Origin of the sequence: uncultured Azonexus sp., from assembly GCF_937982035.1 — a bacterium.
Taxonomy (GTDB): Bacteria; Pseudomonadota; Gammaproteobacteria; order Burkholderiales; family Rhodocyclaceae; genus Azonexus.
In genome coordinates this window covers 113,329-136,442 of record NZ_CALJNI010000008.1, presented here as the reverse complement: position 1 = coordinate 136,442, position 23,114 = coordinate 113,329, and the positions used below count along the sequence as shown (strand labels likewise).

The window sequence follows — 23,114 nt, the reverse complement described above, 5'->3', positions numbered from 1 at the left end:
GTGCGGGCAAATCCCGTGAAAACCGATTATCCTGCCTTCCTTGCCATTTGGGAGAAGCGCATGTCAGTTACCGACGAACCTTTCACCATCCTGCAGTTGATCGGCGCACCGGGCGGGCCGTCGCGCCTGGCCGAGAGCGTGCTGCTGATCATCGATGCCCAGCGCGAATACGTCGACGGCAAGCTGGCCCTGCCGGGGATTACCGAGTCGCTGGCCGCCGGTGGGCGCTTGCTGGCCCGTGCCCGGGCGCTCGGCGTCCCGGTCGTGCATGTCCTGCACCGGGGTGCGGGGCCCATCTTCAATCCGCAAACGCCGGCCTACCAGCCAGCCGAACCGCTGTTGCCACAGTCAGGCGAGGCGGTGGTCGAGAAAACCCAGGCCAACGCCTTCGCCGGCACCGGCCTGCAGGAAGTGCTGGCCGCCACGGGCCGGAAAAACCTGATCGTGATCGGCTACATGACGCACAACTGCATCAGTTCGACCGTGCGCGCCGCGACCGAGCGTGGTTTCCGCTCGACGGTAGTGGCTGCGGCCAGCGGTACGCGGGCCTTGCCGGATGGCCGGGGTGGGGTGTTGTCGGCCGAGTTGCTGCATGCCGCCAGCCTGATCGGCTTGAGCGACACGCAGGCAGTGATTGTCCAGGCGGCGGAAGATATCCCGGACTAAGTCTCAGCGGTTCTTGAACGCCGGCTTGCGCTTCTCGACGAAGGCGGCCATGCCTTCCTTCTGGTCTTCGAGGGCGAAGGCCGAATGGAAGACGCGGCGTTCGAAGAGCAGGCCTTCGTTGAGCGAGGACTCGAAGGCGCGGTTGACCGATTCCTTGATCATCATGATCACCGGCAGCGAATAGCCGGCGATGGTCGTGGCGGCCTTCAGCGTCTCGTCGAGCAACTGATCGGCGGGAATCACCCGGGCGACCAGGCCGGACTTTTCGGCTTCGGCGGCGTCCATCATGCGCGCGGTCAGGCACAGGTCCATCGCCTTGGCCTTGCCGACGGCGCGCGGCAGGCGCTGGGTGCCGCCGGCGCCGGGCATGGTGCCGAGGCGGATTTCCGGTTGACCGAACTTGGCCGTATCGGCGGCGAAGATCATGTCGCACATCATCGCCATCTCGCAGCCGCCGCCCAGCGCAAAGCCCGAAACGGCGGCGATCACCGGCTTCCGGGTCGTCTTGATGCGTTCCCAGTTGCGGGTGATGAAGTCCGTTTTATAGGCGTGCATGTAGTCGAAGTCCTTCATGAAGCCGATGTCGGCGCCGGCGGCGAAGGCCTTCTCGTTGCCGGTGAGGACGATGCAGCCGATGTTCTCGTCGGCTTCGAAGGCGTCGATGGCGGCGGCGATGCCGTCGACGACTTCGTTGTTCAGCGCGTTCATCGCTTCCGGGCGATTGATGCGGATCAGGCCCACTTTGCCGTGGACTTCGTTGAGGACGACGTTGCTCATGCTGTTCTCCAGGTTCGTTATCGTTGTGTCCGCACGTACGGCAGTCGCACGGCGGAGCCGACATATTAGCGATAGCGGTCGCGCCGGCCTAGTGGCGGCCGGCGTTCCCTGCCTGGATTGCGCCGTTCAGCGCATGAAGCGGAAGTAGCCGATCAGTTCGCGCAGGCGGCTGGCGGTTTGCTTCATGTCCTCGCTGCGCGCGCCGACTTCCTGGATGGTGCGCGAGGTCTGGTTGACGCCGCTGACGATGTCCTCCATCCGGATGGCGATCTCGTTGCCGGCGGCGGATTGCTGCCGGGTGCCGTGGGCAATGTGCTGGGCCAGCTCCTGCACCTTGCCGCCCTGGGTGGCAACCGCGTCGAGACCGTCGCGGGCCGAGCCGGCAGCGGCATTGGCGTCGCCGACATGGTCGGCGGCGTCGCTCATGGTCGCGATGGCGGACTGCGTGCTGCCCTGGATGCGGCGGATGCTGGCGGCGATCTCGCCGGTCTGCTTGCTCGAATTCTCGGCCAGTTTGCGGACCTCGTCGGCAACCACGGCGAAACCACGGCCGGCTTCGCCGGCACGGGCGGCCTCGATGGCGGCATTGAGCGCGAGCAGATTGGTCTGATCGGCGATCTCGCGGATGACCTGGCTGACCCGTTCGATGGCCGAGATCGAGTGGAACAGTTCATCCATCGTGCTGCCGGCCGAGCGGACGGTGGTGACCACGTTGTCCGATGCCTCCTGGCTCTGCTCCATGCGTTGCGAGGCGGCGGCCAGCAATTCGTGCGAGGCGAGGACGGCGGCGGAAGCCTGCTGGGCGTCGTCGGCGATCTCGTTGACCGAGGTCACCAGTTGCTCGACGGCAGCGGCAATGCTGCTGGCGGCGGCCGACTGGGCGGCGGTCGAGCGGCGTGTCTCGTCGATTTCCCGGGTCAGCGCTTCAGCGTCGCCTGTGACATTGGTGCTGGCCTCGGCAATTTCGGCCATCATCGCCTTCAGGTGGGTCTGCATCGTCACCAGGGCATCGTTCAGGCGGCCCAGTTCATCGACCCGGTGCAGCGGGATCTCGTCGGTCAGGTCGCCCTGGGCGATGTGCTGCAGGCGCCCGGTGATCCGGTTGATGATGGTCATCAGGCTGCCCTGGAGCAACATCAGCGCAATGCCCGCGCCGATGCCGAGCAGGCTGAACAGGCTGGCCAGCCAATTGGTCATGCCGGTGCTCAGGCCGAGTTCGCCGGTGAAGGCCTGCAGGCCGGCGCCGAGCACCTGGACGACGATCATCCCGATGACCAGCGCGCTCAGTTTGGTCTTCAAGGAAATGCGCGCCCAGGCCGAAGCCTTTGGTGTCTTTGCCTGGCCGGCGGCGAGCTTGCCGTACAGTGCTTCGGCATCGTTGATCTGCTGCCGCGTCGGCTTGGTCCGCACCGACATGTAGCCGATCTTGCGGTTGTCCTTGAGCACCGGCACGATCAGCGCATCGACCCAGTAGTAGTCGCCGTTCTTGCAGCGGTTCTTGACCAGGCCGCGCCACGGCCGGTCGGCCTTGATCGTTTCCCAGGCCCAGGCGAATGCCGCCGGCGGCATGCCGGGATGGCGGACGATGTTGTGGCTGCTGCCGATCAGCTCCTCGCGCGAGAAGCCGCTGATTTCGACGAAGGTATCGTCGGCGTAGGTGATGACGCCTTTCAGGTCGGTGCGCGAAACGATGTACTTCCCGTCCGGGAAGGGTTGTTCAACGTTCGTCACCGGCGAGTTGATCTTCATTCCCGATCCCCTTTATCGGTTTGATGACGGTTCTCATTTCCGGAGAAACTCCCTGCCGCCATTCTAGGCAAAACCCTAGAGGTATAGAAGAAGTTTCTATGACTTTCGGCATATGATGATTCGCTAATGGATTGGCTGGACTGACCAATGTCCGGCGGGCGACAATCTGTCGCCGCCGACTCCTGTTATCTTTCGCATCAACGAAAAAAATACAGGAGACAAGATGAGCTACGCCATCGACACCACCCCGTTGTGGTCCCCGAATCCCGCCACCGTTGGCGATACGCGCATGGCGCAGTTCATGCAGGCGACCGGTTACGGGCGCTACGCCGATCTGTGGCAATGGTCGGTCGACCGGCCCGAGGAATTCTGGCCGCAGGTCTGGCGTTTCTGCGGCGCCATCGGCGAGCGCGGCGAGACGGTGCTTGAGGATGGCGGCAGGATGCCCGGCGCGCGCTGGTTCCCGCAGGCCCGTCTGAACTACGCTGAAAACCTGCTGCGCCACGACGATGACGGCGAGGCGCTGGTGTTCTGGGGCGAGGACAAAGTCAAGCGGCGCATGAGTCGGCGCGAACTGCGGCGCGAAGTCGCGCGCTTCCAGCGCTTCCTGGTCGAGGCCGGGGTCGGCGAAGGCGACCGCGTCGCCGGTTACCTGCCCAACCTGCCGGAGACGCTGGTCGCCATGCTGGCGACGACGGCACTCGGTGCGATCTGGTCGTCGGCGTCGCCGGATTTCGGCGTCCAGGGCGTGCTCGACCGTTTCGGCCAGATCGAACCCAAGGTGCTGGTCTGCGTCGATGGCTACTGGTACAACGGCAAGCCGGTCGACTGCCTGGCCAAGAATGCCGACGTGGTGGCGCAGATGCCGTCGCTGCTGAAAACCGTGGTCGTGCCCTACCTGGCCGAGGCACCGGAAATCGGCGGCATTGCCAATGCCCTCAACTGGTCGGCGCTGCCGGCGGCCGATGCCGGCGCGTCGCCGGCCTTCCGTCGCGTCGCCTTCGATCATCCGCTGTTCATCATGTTCTCCAGCGGCACCACCGGCGTGCCCAAGTGCATCGTCCATTGCCACGGCGGCGTGCTGCTGCAGCACCTCAAGGAGCATGTGCTGCACAGCGACGTGCGTTCGGGCGACCGCCTGTTCTACTTCACCACCTGCGGCTGGATGATGTGGAACTGGCTGGTTTCCGGCCTCGCTGCCGGCGCCACGCTGCTGCTCTACGACGGCTCGCCGTTTGCCGCCGCTAGCACGGTGCTGTTCGACTACGCCGAGGCCGAGCGCATGACTCACTTCGGCACCTCGGCCAAGTTCATCGACGCCGCCGCCAAGGCCGGGCTGACGCCGGGCAAGACACATGACCTGGCCGCCCTGCGCGCCATGTTCTCGACCGGCAGCCCGCTGTCGCCGGAAGGCTTCGACTGGGTCTACCGCGAGGTCAAAGCCGACCTGCTGCTGGCGTCGATTTCCGGCGGCACCGACATCATTTCCTGCTTCGTCCTCGGCAACCCGGTGCTGCCGGTCTATCGCGGCGAAATCCAGTGCCGCGGGCTGGGCATGGCGGTCGAGGTGTTCGACGAGGAAGGCCGGCCCGTGCGCGGCGAGAAGGGCGAACTGGTCTGCGTCCGTCCGTTCCCGGTGATGCCGGTCGGCTTCTGGAACGATGCCGACGGCAGCAAATATCGCGCTGCCTATTTCGAACGCTTCGACAACGTCTGGTGCCACGGCGACTTTTCCGAGCTGACCGCGCACGACGGCATGATCATCTACGGCCGTTCGGACGCGACGCTCAATCCGGGCGGGGTGCGCATCGGCACGGCCGAGATCTACCGCCAGGTCGAGCAGTTGCCGGAAGTGCTGGAGTCGCTGGTGATCGGCCAGGACTGGCCGCCGGGACGCAACGACGATGTGCGTGTCGTGCTCTTCGTCAAACTGGCCGAGGGGGCGGTGCTCGATACGGCGCTGGTGGCGCGCATCAAGCAGCAGATCCGCGCCAACACGACACCGCGGCATGTGCCCGCCAAGGTTGTCCAGGTGGCCGACATTCCGCGTACCAAGTCGGGCAAGATCGTCGAACTGGCCGTGCGCAACGTGGTGCACGAGCGGCCGGTGAAGAACGTCGAGGCGTTGGCTAATCCGGAAGCGCTGGATTGCTTCCGCGCCCGCCCCGAACTCGCCGACTAGCCGGCAGGCGCCATTTTCCCGCCGGTACCTCGATCCAGCGATGGAAGACGAGGCCGGCGTAAAGGCAGCTGACCCAGGTGAACAGCATCCACCAGGCAACCGCCGCCGGGTCATCGGCCGGGTGGGCGGCGAACAGGGCGTTGATCAGCAGCAGTACCGGGAAATGGATCAGGAAGACCGAGTAGGAAATGCGCCCGAGGAAGTCGGTGATCCGGCTACCCGGCCACTGCTCGCGCCAGCCCGACAACCGGACAAAGCCGAGCAGCATGGCGGTAGCCTGGGCAATCGCGATGCGCGGGCGGAAATCGACGAGCAGCGCAGTCGCGGCGACGGCGGCTGCGAGCAGCAGCCAGCCTAGCGTGCCACGGCGCGTCGACGCCCACCAGGCAGCGGCGCCCAGCCCGTAGGCACCGAAGAAGTAGATCGCCCAGTTGTCGAGGCTGCTGTCGCGGTTGAACCAGAACAGCGAGACGGTGGCCAGGCCGAATGCCGCCAGCCAGGCAAGGGTCGCCGTGCGGCCCAGCCAGAGCAGCAAGGCCAGCAGGGCGAACAACTGGAAGTCGATGGCGACGTACCAGACGCCCGCCGACAGGGATTCGCTGCCGAGCACGCCATGCAGCAGCAGCGCATGCGCCAGCCACTGGCCCGGGGTGGCGAGTTCGGGAATCGCCGGGTCGTCGAGCCACAGGTCGGCCAGTACCGAGGTGGCAACGGCGAGGCTGATCGCCGCGACGAAGGGCAGCACCAGGCGCAGGTAGCGCCGGCCGATCAGCGGCAGCGGATTGTCGGCCAGCGCGCCGCCGGTCGGCGACAGGCTGCGGGCGGCCAGAAAACCGCCGATGACGAGGAAAACCTGCACGGCCATCCGCCCGTAGTCGACCAGCCACTCGGCGAGATCCGGAAACGCGGTGGCGACGGCCAGCGACAGCGGCCCGTAGAGCGCGAGGTGGTGAAGCAGGATGATCTGCGAAGCGACGCCCTTGAGGGCGTCGATCAGCGGCATGCGGGCGGCGTTGGCCATGGCGGCATACGCGCCCGATAGGCGCGCGGGTTACTGGCGATTCAGAAGTAACGCGCGACGAAGGAATCGGTGTACCGCTCGGGCAAATCGATCCATACCCGGTGGCCGCTGCCCGGTGCGACGCTGACTGGCTGACCGTCGGCGTTTTCCATGCGGCCGATGGTGGCGTTCAGGTTGCCCTGCGGATGCACGCATTCGATGCGGTCGCCCAGCGCGAAGCGATTCTTGACCTCGATCTGCATCAGGCCGCGCGCCGCGTCGAAGGCGACGGCGTCGCCGACGTACTGGCTCTTGTCCGATTCGGAATGGCCGCGCAGGTAGTTCTGGTAGTCGGCGTCGTGGTGGCGCTGGTAGAAGCCGTCGGTGTAGCCGCGGCTGGCCAGGTTTTCCAGTTCGCCGAGCAGGCGCGGGTCGAACGGGCGGCCGGCGACGGCGTCGTCGATGGCCTGGCGGTAGGCCTGGCAGGTGCGGGCGACGTAGTAGGGGCTCTTGGTGCGGCCCTCGATCTTCAGCGAATCGACGCCGATTTCGGTCAGTCGGTGCACGTGCTCGATGGCGCGCAGGTCCTTCGAGTTCATGATGTAGGTGCCGTGCTCGTCTTCCTCGATCGGCATCAGTTCACCGGGGCGCTGGCGTTCTTCGAGCAGGATTTCCTGCTCCGGGCTGCTGTAGAAGTTGACCGGCTGGCCGGGGGGCAGGGGGGCGCCGTCGGACGTCGACACCTTGTAGTCCCAGCGGCAGGAATTGGTGCAGGTACCCTGGTTCGGGTCGCGGTGGTTGAAGTAGCCGGACAGCAGGCAACGGCCGGAGTAGGCGATGCACAGCGCGCCATGGACGAAGACTTCAAGCTCGATGTCCGGGCATTGCTGGCGGATTTCGGCGACTTCGTCGAGCGATAGTTCGCGCGACAGGATGACCCGGCTGACGCCCACCTTCTGCCAGAAGCGCACCGCTGCCCAGTTCACGGTGTTCGACTGCACCGACAGGTGGATCACCTGTTCCGGCCATTGCGTGCGCACCATGTCGATCAGGCCGGGGTCGGACATGATCAGCGCGTCCGGCTTGAGCGCGACGACCGGCGCCATGTCGTCGAGGTAGGTCTTGAGCTTGGCGTTGTGCGGGAAGATGTTGCTGACGACGAAAAACTGCTTGCCGGCGGCGTGTGCCTCGGCAATCGCGCCGCCGAGTTTTTCCAGGTCGCCGAACTCGTTGTTGCGCACGCGCAGGCTGTAGCGCGGCTGGCCGGCGTAGATGGCGTCGGCGCCGAAGGCGAAGGCGGTGCGCATCATGTCGAGCGAACCGGCAGGGGCGAGGAGTTCGGGCGCCTTGCGCATAGTAGAATCCAGCAAAAACCGAGAATTGTAGAGACTATGTCCGAAGAAATCCTGATCAATTTCACGCCGCAGGAGACTCGCGTTGCCGTCATGCAACAAGGGGTTGTCCAGGAGCTGCACATCGAGCGCACCGCCAGCCGCGGTCTGGTCGGCAACGTCTATCTCGGACGCATCGTCCGCATCCTGCCCGGCATGCAGTCGGCCTTCGTTGATGTCGGGCTGGAACGTACAGCCTTCCTCCACGTCGCCGACATCTGGCAGCCGCGCGAAACGGCGCAGGAACGGCCGATCGAGAAAATTCTCGCGGAAGGCCAGAGCATCGTCGTCCAGGTCGTCAAGGACCCGATCGGGACCAAGGGCGCCCGCCTGTCCACGCAGATTTCCATTGCCGGCCGCATGCTGGTGCACCTGCCGCAGGAGAAGCATATCGGCATCTCGCAGCGCATCGAGGCCGAAGCCGAGCGCGAGATGCTGCGCGAGAAGATCACCCGTCTGGTGCCGGCCGACGAGCCGGGTGGCTTCATCGTCCGGACCATGGCCGAAAACGCCAGCGACGCCGAGTTCGCCACCGACATCGCCTATCTGCGCAAGACCTGGGCCGACATCCGCGACAAGGCGCGGACCAGTGCCCCGCCCAGCCTGCTCTATCAGGAGTTGTCGCTCGGTCAGCGCGTGCTGCGCGATTTCGTCAATCCGGAAACCTCACGCATCGTCATCGACTCGCGGGAAAATTTTCAGAAACTCAGCGCTTTCGCCCAGGAATACACGCCGGCGGTCGAGTCCATGCTCGAGCATTACACCGGCCTGCGGCCGTTGTTCGACCTGCACGGCGTCGAGGACGAAATCCAGAAGGCGCTGGCCCGCCGCGTTGACCTCAAGTCCGGCGGCTACCTGATCATCGACCAGACCGAGGCGATGACCACCATCGACGTCAATACCGGCGGTTTCGTCGGCGTGCGCAACTTCGACGACACCATCTTCAAGACCAACCTCGAGGCGGCGGTCACCATCGCCCGCCAGCTGCGTCTGCGGAACCTTGGCGGCATCATCATTGTCGATTTCATCGACATGGAGAACGAGGAGCACAAGAAGGCGGTGCTGGAAGAATTCAACAAGGCGCTGTCGCGCGACCATACGCGGCTGACGGTCAATGGCTTCACCCAGTTGGGGCTGGTCGAGATGACCCGCAAACGTACCCGCGAATCGCTGGCGCACGTGCTGTGCGAACCCTGCCCGACCTGCGACGGTCGCGGCGAGGTCAAGACGGCGCGTACCGTGGCCTACGAAATCCTCCGCGAACTGCTGCGCGAGGCGCGCCAGTTCAATGCCCGCGAGTACCGCATCCTGGCCGGCCCGGCGGTGGTCGACCTGTTCCTCGACGAAGAGTCGCAGGCGCTGGCGATGCTCTCCGACTTCATCGGCAAATCGGTTTCCCTGCAGTCCGAACCCAGTTATTCACCGGAGCAGTACGACATCGTTCTGATGTAAACCCCCACCGAGGAGACAAACATGGACAACAAGGCAGAATTCGACAGCCTAGTACCCCCGCAACATTTCAACCGCCGCAGCTTCCTGGTCACCAGCCTGGGCGCCGGTTTCGCCCTGGCGACGCTGCCGGTCGCCGCGCAGACGGCGATTCACACCGATGCCGCCGGCCTGATCGAAGGCGAGGTCAAGGTGCCGGTGCACGACGGCGAGATGGTCGCCTACCGCGCCGCACCGGCCGGTCTGGCCAAGCCGCCGGTGGTGCTGCTGATCTCGGAAATCTTCGGCGTCCATGAATACATCCGCGACACCGCCCGCCGCCTGGCCAAACTCGGCTATTTCGTCATTGCCCCGGAACTGTTCGCCCGTCAGGGCGATCCGCGCAAGATCGAGAGCGTCGCCGAAATCATCGAGAAGATCAGCGGCCGTACGCCGGACGCGCTGGTCATGAAGGATCTCGACGCCAGCGTCGCCTGGGCGGCAAAGCAGGGCGCCGATACCGCTCGCCTGGCGATCACCGGTTTCTGCTGGGGCGGCCGCATCACCTGGCTGTACGGCGCCCATAATCCCGGCGTCAAGGCCGGGGTGGCGTGGTACGGTCGCTTGGTCGGCACGGTCAACGAATTCACGCCGCGTCATCCGACCGATCTGGTCGGTGAACTCAAGGCGCCGGTGCTCGGCCTCTATGGCGGTGTCGACACCGGCATCCCGATCGAAACCGTCGACGCCATGGAAGCGGCACTGAAAAACGGCAGCCCGGCCGCCAAGGCCTCGGAGATCGTTCTCTACGACAACGCACCGCATGCCTTCCACGCCGATTACCGACCGAGCTACCGCAAGGAAGAAGCCGAGGACGGCTGGCGCCGGATGCTCGCCTGGTTCCGTCAGAACGGCGTCTGAACGCCATTTCTGCGGGCGCGAAGGGGCATTCCGTGCTAACCTTCGCGCCTCGATTCAGTCCGCCAACATCATGACCTCTGCCGAATCCGCCACCCCCGCCGCTACCGAGAAGCCGACCGACATCCGCGTCCTGCTCAAGGACCTGCAAACCCGCTTCGATGTCTTCCGCAATTACAGCCCGCTGGCCATCGGTATCGACAAGCAGTTGTTCGCCGCGCTGCCGGAACTGAGCAAGAAATCCATCCGCCTGGCGATGCGCAGCCACACCATGGCAACGCGCTACCTGCGCGAAATGGAAAAGGCCAGCCACCGCCTGAATCTCGACGGCAGCCAGGCCGGTGAAGTCACCGACGAAAACCGCCAGCACGCCGCCGAACTGCTCAAGGAGCGCTTCAAAAAGCAGGCCGAACAGCGCAAGGCCGTCGAAGCCGCCAACAAGGCCGAGGCGCTCAAACAGCAGAAGCTGCAGCAGCTGACGGAGAAGTTCGGTCGCAAGTAAGACCGGCCGCGGAAAACAAAAAGCCAGTCTGCGGACTGGCTTTATTTTGGGCAAATGAAAAAGGCCTGTACCGGAGTACAGGCCTTCGAATTCTGGTGGGTCGTGAGTGATTCGAACACTCGACCTACGGATTAAGAGTCCGCTGCTCTACCAACTGAGCTAACGACCCAGAATTTTTCCACTTTGGTGGGTCGGGCGAGATTCGAACTCGCGACCAACGGATTAAAAGTCCGCTGCTCTACCGACTGAGCTACCGACCCGGCCCACACGGGAAGCGCGCATTATAGGCAAGCAGCCGGCCGGCGTCAACGCAGGATGGAAAATTAACGTATTAGAAGCGCAAGGCGTCGACCAGTGAGGCGACTTCGCTGGCCGATTCTTCGAGGATGCTGCTGAGCATCGCGTCATCGACCAGGGCGTCGATGACCGGGGCCATGTCGGGGGCGCGGGGGGGCTGGTCCTGATACAGGGGGGAGGCGACCGGCGCCAGTTCGTTGGCCAGCAGCAGGGTGTCGCCGAGGGTCACCGGCGGCAGCGAGAGCAGGCCTTCCCAGAGGTTATCCAGCGAATCGGTGACGGCTTGCGGGGTGCCGATGCGGGTGAGGATGGCGCGGGCGATGCGCGGTTCGCTTTCCTCGGTCCAGTCGGCCGGGTCGCCCGACAGCAGGGCGGGATTTCCGGCGGCCCGGGAGATCAGGTAAAAACCGGCGATTTCATGGACGATGCCGGCGAAGAACGCGGTTTCCGGGTCCTGGTGCGTGATCCGGCGGGCGATGGTCTGCGCCAGGGCGGCGACGTGGGCGGTGTGCTCCCACAGTTGCCGGGTCAGCTTGGCGATTTCCGGCGATGCCGACTGGCCGGCCATCTGCTGGGTGGTGATGGCCATGGTCAGGGTGCGGGTGGTACGCAGCCCGATCCGCGAGATGGCCGTGCGCAGATCGGTGACCGCCTGCCCGGAACGGCTGTAGGCGGCACTGTTGGCGACCGCGACGATGCGGGCCGCCAGCAGCGGGGCGCCCTTGACCAGTTGCACCGCCTGGTCGACGTGGCAATCGGGGTCGTCCAGTTGCTGCAGCAACTTGAGCGAGACATCGACCCCGGTGGGGAAGACGAGTTCGCCGATACCGGCTTGGTCGGCGAGTTCCTGCAGGGCGAGTTTGCGATCCATCGGCAAATCTTACCCTGCGCCCCGCGTTCTGTGTGCTGCTCAGCCCAGGCGACGACAGATTTCGCTGGTCAGCGCCGACTGGTTCATGCTGTAGAAGTGCAGGCCCGGGGCGCCGCCCTTGAGCAGGCGTTCGCACAGCTCGGTGACCAGATCGAGGCCGAAAGCACGGATCGACTCGCTGTCGTCGCCGAAGCTCTCGAACTTCTTGCGCATCCAGCGCGGCAGGTCGGCGCCGCAGGCGTCCGAGAAGCGGGCCAGCTTGGTGAAGCCGACGATGGGCATGATGCCGGGCACGATGGGGATGTCGACGCCGAGCGCGCGCGCTTCGTCGACGAAGTGGAAGTAGGCGTCGGCGTTGTAGAAATACTGCGTGATCGCCGAATTGGCACCGGCCTTGACCTTGCGCGCGAAGGCGTCGAGGTCGTCCTTCGGGCTGCGTGCTTGCGGGTGCCATTCCGGGTAGGCGGCGACTTCGATGCTGAAGTGGTTGCCGGTTTCGGCGCGGATGAATTCGACCAGTTCGTTGGCGTAGCGGAATTCGCCAGCCTCGGCCATGCCCGACGGCAGGTCGCCGCGCAGGGCGACGATGCGGCGGATGCCGGCGGCCTTGAATTCGGCCAGGATTTCGCGGATCGACTCACGCGTCGAGCCGATGCATGACAGGTGCGGCGCGGCGTCGAAGCCTTCGCTGGCGATTTCGCGGACGATGGCGAAGGTGCGCTCGCGGGTCGAGCCGCCGGCGCCGTAGGTGACCGAGAAGAACTCGGGTTTCAGCTTGGCCAGTTCGGCCCGGGTGGCGCGCAGCTTGTCGACGCCTTCGGGCGTCTGCGGCGGGAAGAATTCGATCGAGATATTGGTGTTCATTTTTTCAGCCAGATAAAGAATTCGCGGTTGCCGTCGCCGCCGGTGATGGGGCTGTCGAGCCAGGCTTTTGCCATCAGGCCGAGTTGCCGGGCAAGATCAAGGAAGCGTCCTTCGACCTCGCGGTACAGCGACGGGTCGCGCACGATGCCGCCCTTGCCGATGTTGTGCGGGCCGACCTCGAACTGCGGCTTGATGAGCAGCAGCAGGTCGCCGTCGGCGGCGAGCAGCGCCGGTAGTTGCGGCAGCACCAGGGTCATCGAGATGAACGAGACGTCGCCGACGATCAGGTCGAAACCGCCGGTCGGCATGGCGTCGCCGAGATCGGCGGCGGTTAGCGCGCGGCAGTTGATGCCTTCCAGTGCGCTGACGCGCCCGTCGTTTTTCAGCTTGGCGTGCAGTTGAGCATGACCGACATCGACGCCGACCACTTTTGCGGCGCCGGCCTGCAGCAGGCAGTCGGTGAAGCCGCCGGTGGATTGCCCGACATCGAGGCAGATCCTGCCGGTGACATCGAGACCGGTGTGCGCCAGGGCGCCGGCCAGCTTGAGGCCGCCGCGCGAAACGTAGCGGTCGCTTTCGTCTTCGACAACGGTGAGGCTGGCGTCGGCAGGCAGTTCCAGCGACGGCTTGGCGATTGCCTTGCCGTCGACGAGTACCCGGCCTTCGCCGATCAGTCGCTGCGCCTGCGTGCGCGACGCCGCCAGTCCGCGCTGGACCAGCAGTGCGTCGGCGCGCAGCAGGCCGTGACGATCGACCGGCGTCTTGACCGGTTTCTCGTCACGTTGCCGACCGCCCTGGCGGGCATGGAAGGAGTTCATGCTTATCGGGGCGGCCTCGGTGGCAGCTGCGGACGATCAGTAGCGGTAGTGGTCGGCCTTGTACGGGCCTTCCACCGGCACGCCGATGTAGTCGGCCTGTTGCTGCGTCAGCGTCGTCAGTTGCACGTTGAGCGTCTTCAGCTGCAGGCGGGCGACCTTTTCATCCAGGTGCTTGGGCAGCGTGTACACACCGACCGGGTAGTCGGCGGTCTTGGTGAACAGCTCGATCTGGGCGATGGTCTGGTTGGCGAACGACGAGGACATCACGTAGGACGGGTGGCCGGTGGCGCAGCCGAGGTTCACCAGGCGGCCCTTGGCGAGCAGGATGATGCGCTTGCCGTCCGGGAAGATGACGTGGTCGACTTGCGGCTTGATCTCTTCCCACTGGTACTTTTCCAGCGACGCGACGTCGATTTCGTTGTCGAAGTGGCCGATGTTGCAGACGATGGCGTTGTTCTTCATCTTGACCATGTGGTCATGGGTGATGACGTGGAAGTTGCCGGTCGTGGTGACGAAAATGTCGGCCTTGTCGGCGGCGTATTCCATGGTGACGACGCGGTAGCCTTCCATCGCGGCCTGCAGCGCGCAGATCGGGTCGATCTCGGTGACCCAGACCTGCGCCGACAGCGCGCGCAGGGCCTGGGCGGAACCCTTGCCCACGTCGCCGTAGCCGCAGACGACGGCGATCTTGCCGGCGACCATCACGTCGGTGGCGCGCTTGATGCCGTCGACCAGCGATTCGCGGCAGCCGTAGAGGTTGTCGAACTTGGACTTGGTCACCGAGTCATTGACGTTGATCGCCGGGAACTTGAGGTCGCCGCGGGCATGCATCTGGTACAGGCGATGCACGCCGGTGGTGGTTTCTTCGGTGACGCCCTTGATCTGGGCCAGGCGCACCGAGTACCAGGTCGGATCGACGGCCAGTTTGGCCTTGATCGCGGCGAACAGGATGGTTTCTTCTTCCGAACCCGGCTTGGCCAGCACCGAGATGTCCTTCTCGGCCTTGGCGCCGAGGTGCAGCAGCAGTGTTGCGTCGCCGCCGTCGTCGAGGATCATGTTCGAGTAACCGCCGTCGGTCCATTCGAAGATGCGGTGGGTGTAGTCCCAGTAATCGACCAGGGTTTCGCCCTTGACGGCAAAGACCGGGATGCCGGCGGCAGCGATGGCGGCGGCGGCGTGATCCTGGGTCGAGAAGATGTTGCACGAGGCCCAGCGGACTTCGGCGCCGAGCGCGGTCAGCGTCTCGATCAGCACGGCGGTCTGGATGGTCATGTGCAGCGAACCGGTGATGCGTGCGCCCTTGAGCGGCTGGGTCTTCGCGAATTCTTCGCGAATGGCCATCAGGCCCGGCATTTCGCCTTCGGCGATGCGGATTTCCTTGCGACCCCAGTCGGCAAGGTTGATGTCGGCAATGACGTAGTCTTGGGTATTAGCCACAGTAAGCTCCTGAATAACTGTGACGGGGAGGGGCGGTGTTCAACTCACCGAACCCCCTGCGCCCGGCAGGGTTGGACAGTGAGCGCAGTTTTGAACCGAGCCTGAGAGATAGGGTCTCTTGCAGCGCTCCTCGGTAGGTAGCGGATTATAAACCGTTTTCAGACTGTTTCGGCAGCCCAGTAGCGGTCCACATCCTTGATTCCCCATTTTTCGGCATCTTCGCGGCCGGCAATCTTTTCGGCGCTGCGCGCCAGGTCGATGATTTCCGGCTTCAGATAGCTTTGCGAGCGGGTCGAGAAAAATACCTTGAGCCGCGGTTTGAGCAGCGATTGCCCATTCTGTTCGACGACCACGCCGAGCTTGCCGGATTCGAGCCGGACCAGCGAACCGACCGGGTAGATGCCCAGGCTCTTGACGAAGGCCTGGAAGATGGCCGGATCGAAATGCCCCTTCCATTCGGCCATCCGCCGGATCGATTCGGCAGGGTCCCAGCCGGCCTTGTACGGGCGGTTGGAGGTGATTGCGTCGTACACGTCGCAGACCGCGCCCATGCGCGCGTAAAGACTGATCGCCTCGCCGGACAGGCCGGCCGGATAGCCGCTGCCGTCGAATTTTTCATGGTGGTGCAGGCAGACGTCGCGGGCGATTTCGCTGGCGCCGTTGCCGGCCAGCAGAAGCTTGTGGCCTTCTTCCGGGTGGGTCTTGACCACGGCGAATTCGGCGTCGGTCAGCTTGCCGGGTTTGTTGAGCACGGCGCTCGGCATCATCGCCTTGCCCAGATCGTGCAGCAGACCGGCCATGCCGGCTTCGCGCGTTTGTTGCTCGTCGAGTCCGAGCTGGCGGGCCAGCGCGATCATCAAGGCGCAGACGGCGACGGAATGCAGGTAGGTGTAGTCGTCCGCCGTCTTCAGGCGGGCGATGCTGACCAGCGCACCGGGGTTGCGCAGCATCGAGTTGGAGATTTCCTCGACCAGCGGTGCCGCAGCTTCGGCCTCGATGGCCTTGCCCATGCGTGCTTCCTGGAACATCGAGACGACGGCTTCACGGCCTTTGGCAACGATGCGCGAGGCGCGTTTCACTTCGTCGGCAAAGGCGGCCTTGGGCTGAACGACGGGCGGTGGCGGGGGGATTTCCTCGATGGTCTGGAATTTTTCCTCGCTGCGGGTGCGGTCCGCTTCGATATCGATGCCCTTGTCGATGTCGATCCACACTTCGCGGATGCTGCTTTCCCGGATCAGGACCAGATCCTGCGCATCCTTGAGGACGAAGCGGGTCCGCCAGAACGGATGGTCCAGCCAGTCGCCACAGAAGGCCTGAAGGTGCATGCCGAGCCGCAGATGCTCGACCGGGATTTTTTTCAGCATATGTGGCAATAGTAACAAAAATAAAAGGGGCCGAAGCCCCTTTTGTCTTGCTGTTGTTGCCGATTACAGGCCAGCGTCGCTTTTCAGCAAATTGGCGCGGTCGGTGGCTTCCCACGAGAATTCCGGCTCGTCGCGGCCGAAGTGGCCGTAGGCGGCGGTCTTCTGGTAGATCGGGCGCAGCAGGTCGAGCATGTTGACGATGCCCTTCGGGCGCAGGTCGAAGTGCTTGCGGACCAGCGCGGTCAGCGTTTCGTTGCTGACCTTGCCGGTGCCGTAGGTCTCGACCATGATCGAGGTCGGCTCGGCGACGCCGATGGCGTACGAAACCTGCACCAGGCACTTGCTGGCCAAGCCGGCGGCGACGATGTTCTTGGCGACGTAGCGGGTGGCGTAGGCGGCCGAGCGGTCGACCTTGGACGGGTCCTTGCCGGAGAAGGCGCCGCCGCCGTGCGGTGCGGCCCCGCCGTAGGTGTCGACGATGATCTTGCGGCCGGTCAGGCCGCAGTCGCCCTGCGGGCCGCCGACGACGAAGCGGCCGGTCGGGTTGACCAGGAACTTGATGTCGCCCTTGATCAGCTCCTTCGGCAGGACCGGCTTGATGATCTGCTCGATGGTCGCTTCGCGCAGGTCTTCCAGGCTGATGTCCGGCGAATGCTGGGTGGACAGCACGACGGTGTCGATCGAGTGCGGCTTGCCATCGACGTAGCGGATGGTGACCTGCGACTTGGCGTCCGGGCGTGCCCACGGCAGGCGGCCGTCCTTGCGCAGCATGGCCTGGCGCTCGACCAGGCGGTGCGACAGATAGATCGGCAGCGGCATCAGCGACGGGGTTTCGTCGCAGGCGTAGCCGAACATCAGGCCCTGGTCGCCGGCGCCTTGGCCGAGGTTGTCGTCGTAGGCGGCGTTGACGCCCTGGGCGATGTCCGGGCTCTGCTTGTCGTAGGCGACGAGCACGGCGCAGCCCTTGTAGTCGATGCCGTAGTCGGTGTTGTCGTAGCCGATACGCTTGATCGTGTCGCGCGCGATCTGGATGTAATCGACGTTGGCGTTGGTGGTGATTTCACCGGCCAGAACGACCAGGCCGGTGTTGCACAGGGTTTCGGCGGCAACGCGGGAATGCTTGTCCTGCGACAGGATGGCGTCGAGGATGGCGTCGGAAATCTGGTCGGCGACCTTGTCCGGATGGCCTTCGCCAACGGACTCCGAGGTGAACAGGTAATCGCTCATGGAATGCTCCAGTGGTCCTTGGGTCCGGCGTTACCGGCTTCGGACCACGAGCAGGCGACGCTTTAGCGGATTTTGTGAATCGCCCCGCAAGTTGTCTGTTTAACTCGGCGATTCCATAATGATAGGCCTTTGCCGATTTCTTTCAACCCCCGGGGTCTCATGGTTTTCCTGTTCCGTCTGCTGTCGCATCTGCCGCTGTCCTCGATTCACCGGCTGGGTGGCTGGCTCGGGCGTCTGACCTATCTGCTGTCGCCGACCTACCGGCGCAACCTGCGCGGCAACATGGCGCAGGCCGGCATCGACCCGGCGCTGAACCTGCCGGCCGCGGCCGAGGCCGGCAAGCAGATGCTGGAGCTGTCGCGCATCTGGATGCGCACGCTCGACGAAGCCAATGCGCAAGTCGTGGACGTGGTCGGCCGGGCGCATCTTGAAGCCGCGCTGGCGGCCGGCAAGGGCGTCGTTTTCCTGACGCCGCATCTCGGTTGCTTCGAAATCACCGCGCAATACCTGTCTTCGTTCGGCGACATCACCGTGCTTTACCGGCCGCCGAAATCCGCCGCCGCCCAGGAGCTGATCCTGATGGGGCGCAAGCGGGCTCAACTGCATCTGGCGCCGGCCGACCTGTCCGGCGTCAGGGCGCTGATCAAGGCGCTGAAGAAAGGGCAGATGGTCGGCATGCTGCCAGATCAGGCGCCGAAGACCGGCGAGGGCGTGTGGCTCGATTTCTTCGGTCGTCCGGCCTATACCATGACCCTGGCCGCCCGTCTGACCGAGACCGGCGCCGCAGCCCTGATGACCTGGGGCGAGCGCTTGCCGGGCGGGCGCGGTTACCGCATCCATTTCCAGTTGCCGACGCAGCCGCTGACCGGCGACACCGTCGCGCGGGCGCAGCAGATCAATCACGAGATCGAGACGCTGATCCGCCAGTGCCCGGCCCAGTACCTGTGGGGTTACAACCGTTACAAGCAGCCGCGCGGGGCTGAGCCGCCGCCGGCTTGAGCTATGATATGACGCCTGTCAGCCAGGGCCGGGCGGCAGGGGTTTGAAAAATTCCGGACCAAACGGAGAACAAGGGTTTATCACCATGAGCAGCCTCAATATCGAAATACGTCCCGTCACCCCACCGGATGTTCCGGCGATCGCCGCACTGGCCCGCGAAATCTGGCAGGCGACCTATCCGGGGATCATCACTCAGGAACAGATCGATTTCATGCTCGAGCAGCGTTACGGGCACGAACGTCTCTATGACGATCTGGAAGACCTGCACAAATGGCTGTTCCAGGCCTTTCACGATGGCCGGCGCGTCGGCTTTGCCTTCAGCGAACTGAGCAAGGGCGAGTTCAAGCTCGACAAGCTCTATATCCATCCCGATGTCCAGCGTCGCGGTGTCGGGGGGCAATTGATCGAGCATGTCGCCGAACTGGCCCGCAAACAGGGTCATTCTTGCGTGATCCTGCAGGTCAACAAGCGCAACGAGAAGGCGATCAACTCCTACATGAAGTATGGTTTCGTCGTGCGTACCTCGACCGTTGACGATATCGGCCATGGTTACGTCATGGATGACTTCGTGATGGAGAAAAAACTTTAGGAATTTGAGATAACTTACTGTCTCTGCTATTCTTTTTTGAACTCAACGGCGGAGCGATTCGTGAAGCTCAAATTTTCCAAGATGCACGGTCTGGGCAACGACTTCGTTGTTCTCGACGGCGTGCGTCAACAGTTTTCCCTGACCCCGGAGCAGTTGCGCTACCTCGGCGACCGGCATTTCGGGGTCGGTTGCGACCAGATTCTGGTGGTTGAAAAGCCGACTCAGGCGGGTGTCGATTTCCGTTACCGCATCTTCAATGCCGACGGCGGCGAGGTCGAGCAGTGCGGCAACGGCGCCCGCTGTTTCGTCCGTTTTGTCCATGAGCAGGGGCTGACCGACAAGCGCGAGATTCGTGTCGAGACGATGCGCGGCATCATTTCGCCGCGTCTCGAAGGGGACGGCAATGTCACGGTGGACATGGGGGTGCCGCGCTTCTCGCCGCAGGAAATTCCTTTCCTGCACGACGACGATGTCGTCATCTATAACCTTGACGTGGCCGACGAGACGCTGGAGATCAGCGTCGTCTCGATGGGTAATCCGCACGCCGTGCAGGTCGTCGATTGCGTCGATCAGGCGCCGGTCGGTGAGCACGGGCCGCTGATCGAGTCGCACGAACGTTTTCCGCAGCGGGTCAACGCCGGCTTCATGCAGATCGTCGACCGGCATGCGATCCGCCTGCGGGTCTATGAGCGCGGTGCCGGCGAAACCCTGGCTTGCGGCACCGGCGCCTGTGCGGCTGCCGTGGCCGGCATCCGGCGCGGCCTGCTTGAGTCGCCGGTGCGCGTGACGACGCGCGGCGGCGACCTGACCATTGCCTGGGGCGGCGAAGGCCGTCCGGTCATGATGACCGGCCCGGCCGTGACTGTCTTCTCCGGAGAAATCGAATTATGAGCGCCATGTTTCCCGACGAAATCGCCGACTACCTGAAGAACAACCCCGGCTTCTTCGAACAGTACGCCGACTTGATGGCGCAGATCTTCGTGCCGCATCCGCACGGCGGCCGGGCGGTTTCGCTGGCCGAGCGGCAGATGCTGACCCTGCGCGAGAAGAATCGGGCCAGCGAGAGCAAGCTGGCCGAACTGATCGCCTTCGGCGAGGAAAACGACAGGATTTCCGAAAAGGTCCATCGCCTGGCGGTCGGCCTGATCGCGGCCGAAACCTTCCAGGCGGTGATCCACCTGCTCAATTTCCACCTGCGCGACGATTTTTCGGTGCCGCACGTGGCCCTGCGTCTGTGGGACAAACCGGCCGGCATCGAAGATTTGCCGGAATTTGCTGCGGTCAGCGAGGAACTCCAGGTTTTCGCCGAGACGCTGGCGCGTCCCTACTGCGGGTCGACCGCCGGTTTCGGCACCGCCTCTTGGTTCGGCGAGGCCGCGCCGCATATCCGCTCGCAGGCGCTGATCGCCCTGCGTAACGGCGGCGGCACCATCGGCATGGTCGCCCTCGGCAGCGAGGAAAACCAGCGCTTCTACGCCGACATGGGCACGCTCTACCTCGAGCGCATCGGCGAGATGGTTTCGGCGGCGCTGGCGCGGGTGACCAAGAGCACGCTGTGACCCCGGCCGAGGCCGTCGCTGCGTATCTCGACGAACTCGCCGAGCAGCGCCGGCTGTCGCCACACACCGTTGCCAATTACCGGCGCGACCTGGCGCAACTGCTGACCGCCGCCGAAGGGCAGCCGCTTGACCGGTTGCTCGTCCATCACATCCGCCGTTTTGTCGCCAGCCTGCACGCCAAAGGCTTGTCCGGGCGTTCGCTGGCGCGGCTGCTGTCGGCCTGGCGCGGCTTTTTCGCCTGGCTCGGCGAGCGCGGACTGGTGAAAGTCAATCCCTGCGACGGCATGCGTGCGCCGAAGTCGCCGCGCCGCTTGCCCAAGGCGCTGTCGGTCGACGAGGCGGCGCGCCTGCTCGAACCTGCCGACGACGGCGACAGCCGGCTGGAAGCCCGCGACGCGGCGATGTTCGAGTTGCTCTATTCGTCCGGCCTGCGTCTGGCCGAGCTGGTCGGTCTCGACCGCGACGCGCTCGACGGCATCCTGCATGAAGGCGAGGTCCGCGTTCTCGGCAAGCGCAGCAAGCCGCGTCTGATCCCCGTCGGCGCTCAGGCGCGGCGAGCCCTGGTGGCCTGGGCGGCGGTCCGCGACGAACTGGCGGCGGCCGATGAGCCGGCGTTGTTCGTCAATCGGCGCGGTCGGCGCATCAGTCCGCGTTCGGTCGAACTGCGGCTGGCGCAACGCGCGCTCCGGTTGGGTTTGCCGCAGCACGTCCATCCGCACATGCTGCGCCATTCATTCGCCTCGCACGTGCTGCAGTCCTCGGGCGATCTGCGCGCGGTCCAGGAGATGCTCGGCCATGCCAGCATCGCCTCGACCCAGGTCTATACTCATCTCGACTTCCAGCACCTGGCCAGCGTTTACGACAAGGCGCACCCGCGCGCGAAACGTTGAGGCGTGATGGCCGGCGGCGAAAACGGCCAAAAAATCAAGTGGTAATTGACCATCGGCGCGTCAACCCGGCATAATGCGCGTCTTTCAAAATTTCGCCGAAATCCGGAGTCATCCATGGCCATCAACCGTACCCGCCGCAACATCCTGGAACGCCGCTGTGTTTCCAAGTCCGTCAAGCGCCTGTTCAAGGGCGACGGCAAGACGACGTTCAAGACCATGTACGCCGTCGAGTGCCATCAGCGCAACCGCAAGCCGCTGGGCAACTAAGCCGCATCAAGCATTTCCGGCCCCGGTTATCGCAAGGTAACCGGGGCTTCTTGCATTTACCGGTCGAGAAAGTGATATGGCCCAGTTGATCCTGATGCCCGGCAAGGAACGGTCGGCGATGAAGCAGCGCCACCCCTGGCTGTTTGCAGGTTCGGTCGGCCGCCTTGAAGGGCGTGCCCGTCCCGGCGACACCGTCGAGGTGCTGGCCGACAACCTGCGTCCGCTCGGGCGCGCCGCCTACAGTCCGCAGTCGCAGATCCGCGCTCGTTTCTGGACCTTCGATGCCGACGAGTCGGTCGATGATGCCTTCTTCAAGCGCCGCATCGCCGTCGCCGTCGCCCGCCGCGATGCACTGCCGGAGTTGCGCGGCCAGGACGGCGTGCGCCTGATTCATGCCGAATCCGATGGTCTGCCCGGCGTCATCGCCGATCGCTACGGCGATACCGTCGTCGTCCAGCTGACCTCGGCCGGTGCCGACAAATGGCGCAAGGCCATCGTCGCCGGCCTGGTCAAGGCCACCGGCTGCGCCCGCGTCTACGAACGCTCGGATTCGGAAGTGCGCGCCCTCGAAGGGCTGGAGCCGACTACCGGCTGGTTGCACGGCGAGGCACCGGGCGAGCCGCTGTCGATCACGGAAAACGGCGTGCGCCTGGCGGTCGATATCGCCGGCGGGCACAAGACCGGCTTCTACCTCGATCAGCGCGAGAACCGCCGCCTGCTCGGCGAGCTGGCGGCCGGCAAGGATATCCTCAACTGCTTCTGCTACACCGGGGGGTTCTCGCTGCAGGCGCTGGCCGGCGGCGCCGCGAGCGTGCTGTCGATCGACTCGTCCGGCCCGGCGCTGGCGCAGGCCCGCGCCAACCTGGCGCTCAATCCGCAACTGCCGGCCGAACGCGCCGAATGGCAGGAAGCCGATGTCTTCCAGGCCTTGCGCGACTTCCGCCAGGCCGGCCGCAAGTTCGACCTGATCGTCCTCGACCCGCCCAAGTTCGCCCCGTCGGCGGCCCATGCCGAACGCGCCGCCCGTGCCTACAAGGACATCAATGTCCTCGGCTGCCGCCTGCTGCGTCCGGGTGGCATGCTGATGACTTACTCCTGTTCCGGCGGGATTGGCCTCGAACTGTTCCAGAAGATCGTCGCCGGCGCTGCCCACGACGCCGGCCGTGATGCGCGCATCGTCCGCCGGCTGGCCGGCGCGGCCGATCATCCGGTGGCGTTGAACTTTCCCGAGGGTGAGTATCTAAAGGGCTTGCTGGTCCAGGTCGATTGAAAGTGTGATGACATTTTCCTAGCCGCTGCCGTTGCCATAAATGGGCGGT

The 23,114-nt window shown here is 64.7% G+C and carries 22 protein-coding genes, 2 tRNA genes and 1 riboswitch; of the genes, 12 read left to right on the top strand and 12 right to left on the bottom strand.

Going from position 1 to position 23,114, the window contains the following annotated elements:
* Positions 1-60: 60 nt before the first annotated feature.
* Positions 61-666 (top strand): cysteine hydrolase family protein, encoded by a 606-nt coding sequence (locus tag Q0799_RS06595; RefSeq protein WP_298395994.1) that lies wholly within the window; start codon positions 61-63, stop codon positions 664-666.
* A 3-nt stretch (positions 667-669) separates the two neighbouring features.
* Here the strand turns inward: Q0799_RS06595 and Q0799_RS06590 are convergent, their stop codons facing one another.
* Both Q0799_RS06590 and Q0799_RS06585 read right to left on the bottom strand, forming a co-directional pair.
* Positions 670-1,443, bottom strand: a complete 774-nt coding sequence (locus tag Q0799_RS06590; RefSeq protein ID WP_298395992.1) for an enoyl-CoA hydratase — start codon at positions 1,441-1,443, stop codon at positions 670-672.
* Between the two features lie 126 nt (positions 1,444-1,569).
* Complete coding sequence (locus Q0799_RS06585; protein WP_298395989.1) at positions 1,570-3,192, bottom strand: PAS domain-containing methyl-accepting chemotaxis protein; 1,623 nt, start codon at positions 3,190-3,192, stop codon at positions 1,570-1,572.
* 223 nt (positions 3,193-3,415) lie between these two features.
* Here Q0799_RS06585 and Q0799_RS06580 point away from each other — a divergent pair, with 223 nt between their 5' ends.
* A complete protein-coding gene (locus tag Q0799_RS06580) occupies positions 3,416-5,374 on the top strand; it encodes an acetoacetate--CoA ligase (protein WP_298395986.1) in 1,959 nt (652 codons plus the stop codon).
* Here the strand turns inward: Q0799_RS06580 and Q0799_RS06575 are convergent.
* Together Q0799_RS06575 and yegQ are read right to left on the bottom strand one after the other, a co-directional pair.
* Positions 5,322-6,395, bottom strand: coding sequence for an acyltransferase (locus Q0799_RS06575; RefSeq protein ID WP_298395983.1), 1,074 nt, complete (start codon positions 6,393-6,395; stop codon positions 5,322-5,324). The genes Q0799_RS06580 and Q0799_RS06575 overlap by 53 nt on opposite strands.
* Positions 6,396-6,436: 41 nt before the next feature.
* Positions 6,437-7,729 (bottom strand): tRNA 5-hydroxyuridine modification protein YegQ, encoded by a 1,293-nt coding sequence (gene yegQ, locus Q0799_RS06570; RefSeq protein WP_298395980.1) that lies wholly within the window; start codon positions 7,727-7,729, stop codon positions 6,437-6,439.
* Positions 7,730-7,765: 36 nt separating this feature from the next.
* Here yegQ and rng point away from each other — a divergent pair, with 36 nt between their 5' ends.
* The 3 genes from rng (at position 7,766) to Q0799_RS06555 (ending at position 10,613) form a co-directional block, all read left to right on the top strand.
* A complete protein-coding gene (gene rng, locus Q0799_RS06565) occupies positions 7,766-9,217 on the top strand; it encodes a ribonuclease G (protein WP_028994089.1) in 1,452 nt (483 codons plus the stop codon).
* 21 nt (positions 9,218-9,238) lie between these two features.
* The gene (locus Q0799_RS06560) at positions 9,239-10,114 is read left to right on the top strand and encodes a dienelactone hydrolase family protein (protein ID WP_298395975.1); all 876 of its coding nucleotides are present in this window, start codon (positions 9,239-9,241) and stop codon (positions 10,112-10,114) included.
* Positions 10,115-10,184: 70 nt separating this feature from the next.
* A complete protein-coding gene (locus tag Q0799_RS06555) occupies positions 10,185-10,613 on the top strand; it encodes a ProQ/FINO family protein (protein ID WP_028994091.1) in 429 nt (142 codons plus the stop codon).
* Between the two features lie 93 nt (positions 10,614-10,706).
* On the opposite strand, the gene Q0799_RS06550 is transcribed toward Q0799_RS06555, so the two are convergent.
* The 8 genes from Q0799_RS06550 to metK all read right to left on the bottom strand — a co-directional run bounded on the left by Q0799_RS06550 (position 10,707) and on the right by metK (position 17,491).
* Positions 10,707-10,782, bottom strand: a tRNA-Lys gene (locus Q0799_RS06550).
* 15 nt (positions 10,783-10,797) lie between these two features.
* Positions 10,798-10,873 (bottom strand) — tRNA-Lys (locus Q0799_RS06545).
* 71 nt (positions 10,874-10,944) lie between these two features.
* Positions 10,945-11,781 (bottom strand): HDOD domain-containing protein, encoded by an 837-nt coding sequence (locus tag Q0799_RS06540; RefSeq protein ID WP_281981888.1) that lies wholly within the window; start codon positions 11,779-11,781, stop codon positions 10,945-10,947.
* Positions 11,782-11,820: 39 nt separating this feature from the next.
* Positions 11,821-12,645: a methylenetetrahydrofolate reductase [NAD(P)H] gene (gene metF, locus Q0799_RS06535; protein ID WP_298395969.1), complete on the bottom strand. Its 825-nt coding sequence runs from the start codon at positions 12,643-12,645 to the stop codon at positions 11,821-11,823.
* Positions 12,642-13,463 (bottom strand): TlyA family RNA methyltransferase, encoded by an 822-nt coding sequence (locus Q0799_RS06530; RefSeq protein ID WP_298395966.1) that lies wholly within the window; start codon positions 13,461-13,463, stop codon positions 12,642-12,644. Before Q0799_RS06530 ends, metF begins: the two co-directional genes overlap by 4 nt.
* 36 nt (positions 13,464-13,499) lie before the next feature.
* Positions 13,500-14,900 (bottom strand): adenosylhomocysteinase, encoded by a 1,401-nt coding sequence (gene ahcY, locus Q0799_RS06525; protein WP_298395963.1) that lies wholly within the window; start codon positions 14,898-14,900, stop codon positions 13,500-13,502.
* A 73-nt stretch (positions 14,901-14,973) separates the two neighbouring features.
* A riboswitch (S-adenosyl-L-homocysteine riboswitch) is annotated at positions 14,974-15,038 on the bottom strand.
* Between the two features lie 20 nt (positions 15,039-15,058).
* The gene (locus tag Q0799_RS06520; protein WP_298395960.1) at positions 15,059-16,264 is read right to left on the bottom strand and encodes an HD-GYP domain-containing protein; all 1,206 of its coding nucleotides are present in this window, start codon (positions 16,262-16,264) and stop codon (positions 15,059-15,061) included.
* Between the two features lie 63 nt (positions 16,265-16,327).
* A complete protein-coding gene (gene metK / locus Q0799_RS06515) occupies positions 16,328-17,491 on the bottom strand; it encodes a methionine adenosyltransferase (RefSeq protein WP_298395957.1) in 1,164 nt (387 codons plus the stop codon).
* Positions 17,492-17,650: 159 nt separating this feature from the next.
* On the opposite strand from metK, the gene Q0799_RS06510 reads away from it, so the two are divergent.
* The 7 genes from Q0799_RS06510 to Q0799_RS06480 all read left to right on the top strand — a co-directional run bounded on the left by Q0799_RS06510 (position 17,651) and on the right by Q0799_RS06480 (position 23,065).
* Entirely contained in the window at positions 17,651-18,490 is an 840-nt protein-coding gene (locus Q0799_RS06510; protein ID WP_298395954.1) for a lysophospholipid acyltransferase family protein, read from the top strand.
* An 85-nt stretch (positions 18,491-18,575) separates the two neighbouring features.
* Positions 18,576-19,079 (top strand): N-acetyltransferase, encoded by a 504-nt coding sequence (locus Q0799_RS06505; RefSeq protein WP_298395951.1) that lies wholly within the window; start codon positions 18,576-18,578, stop codon positions 19,077-19,079.
* A gap of 60 nt (positions 19,080-19,139) precedes the next feature.
* Entirely contained in the window at positions 19,140-19,970 is an 831-nt protein-coding gene (gene dapF, locus Q0799_RS06500) for a diaminopimelate epimerase (RefSeq protein WP_298395948.1), read from the top strand.
* Positions 19,967-20,638 carry a DUF484 family protein gene (locus Q0799_RS06495; protein WP_298395945.1) on the top strand — a complete coding sequence of 224 codons (672 nt, stop codon included), beginning with the start codon at positions 19,967-19,969 and terminating at the stop codon, positions 20,636-20,638. The genes dapF and Q0799_RS06495 overlap by 4 nt, the downstream gene beginning before the upstream one ends.
* Positions 20,635-21,528 carry a tyrosine recombinase XerC gene (gene xerC, locus Q0799_RS06490; protein WP_298395940.1) on the top strand — a complete coding sequence of 298 codons (894 nt, stop codon included), beginning with the start codon at positions 20,635-20,637 and terminating at the stop codon, positions 21,526-21,528. Before Q0799_RS06495 ends, xerC begins: the two co-directional genes overlap by 4 nt.
* A 114-nt stretch (positions 21,529-21,642) precedes the next feature.
* Positions 21,643-21,795 (top strand): hypothetical protein, encoded by a 153-nt coding sequence (locus Q0799_RS06485; protein WP_169720478.1) that lies wholly within the window; start codon positions 21,643-21,645, stop codon positions 21,793-21,795.
* A 76-nt stretch (positions 21,796-21,871) separates the two neighbouring features.
* A complete protein-coding gene (locus Q0799_RS06480) occupies positions 21,872-23,065 on the top strand; it encodes a class I SAM-dependent rRNA methyltransferase (RefSeq protein WP_298395931.1) in 1,194 nt (397 codons plus the stop codon).
* Positions 23,066-23,114: the final 49 nt, after the last annotated feature.

Excerpts from the sequence above, each read along its gene's own strand:
- metK (WP_298395957.1), bottom strand. The coding sequence starts at position 17,491 with ATGAGCGATTACCTGTTCACCTCGGAGTCCGTTGGCGAAGGCCATCCG.
- Q0799_RS06575 (WP_298395983.1), bottom strand. The coding sequence starts at position 6,395 with ATGGCCAACGCCGCCCGCATGCCGCTGATCGACGCCCTCAAGGGCGTC.
- Q0799_RS06585 (WP_298395989.1), bottom strand. The coding sequence starts at position 3,192 with ATGAAGATCAACTCGCCGGTGACGAACGTTGAACAACCCTTCCCGGAC.
- Q0799_RS06480 (WP_298395931.1), top strand. The coding sequence starts at position 21,872 with ATGGCCCAGTTGATCCTGATGCCCGGCAAGGAACGGTCGGCGATGAAG.
- Q0799_RS06540 (WP_281981888.1), bottom strand. The coding sequence starts at position 11,781 with ATGGATCGCAAACTCGCCCTGCAGGAACTCGCCGACCAAGCCGGTATC.
- Q0799_RS06560 (WP_298395975.1), top strand. The coding sequence starts at position 9,239 with ATGGACAACAAGGCAGAATTCGACAGCCTAGTACCCCCGCAACATTTC.
- yegQ (WP_298395980.1), bottom strand. The coding sequence starts at position 7,729 with ATGCGCAAGGCGCCCGAACTCCTCGCCCCTGCCGGTTCGCTCGACATG.
- Q0799_RS06595 (WP_298395994.1), top strand. The coding sequence starts at position 61 with ATGTCAGTTACCGACGAACCTTTCACCATCCTGCAGTTGATCGGCGCA.
- Q0799_RS06520 (WP_298395960.1), bottom strand. The coding sequence starts at position 16,264 with ATGCTGAAAAAAATCCCGGTCGAGCATCTGCGGCTCGGCATGCACCTT.
- Q0799_RS06495 (WP_298395945.1), top strand. The coding sequence starts at position 19,967 with ATGAGCGCCATGTTTCCCGACGAAATCGCCGACTACCTGAAGAACAAC.
- Q0799_RS06530 (WP_298395966.1), bottom strand. The coding sequence starts at position 13,463 with ATGAACTCCTTCCATGCCCGCCAGGGCGGTCGGCAACGTGACGAGAAA.
- Q0799_RS06555 (WP_028994091.1), top strand. The coding sequence starts at position 10,185 with ATGACCTCTGCCGAATCCGCCACCCCCGCCGCTACCGAGAAGCCGACC.
- Q0799_RS06485 (WP_169720478.1), top strand. The coding sequence starts at position 21,643 with ATGGCCATCAACCGTACCCGCCGCAACATCCTGGAACGCCGCTGTGTT.
- rng (WP_028994089.1), top strand. The coding sequence starts at position 7,766 with ATGTCCGAAGAAATCCTGATCAATTTCACGCCGCAGGAGACTCGCGTT.
- Q0799_RS06510 (WP_298395954.1), top strand. The coding sequence starts at position 17,651 with ATGGTTTTCCTGTTCCGTCTGCTGTCGCATCTGCCGCTGTCCTCGATT.
- metF (WP_298395969.1), bottom strand. The coding sequence starts at position 12,645 with ATGAACACCAATATCTCGATCGAATTCTTCCCGCCGCAGACGCCCGAA.
- Q0799_RS06580 (WP_298395986.1), top strand. The coding sequence starts at position 3,416 with ATGAGCTACGCCATCGACACCACCCCGTTGTGGTCCCCGAATCCCGCC.
- Q0799_RS06590 (WP_298395992.1), bottom strand. The coding sequence starts at position 1,443 with ATGAGCAACGTCGTCCTCAACGAAGTCCACGGCAAAGTGGGCCTGATC.
- Q0799_RS06505 (WP_298395951.1), top strand. The coding sequence starts at position 18,576 with ATGAGCAGCCTCAATATCGAAATACGTCCCGTCACCCCACCGGATGTT.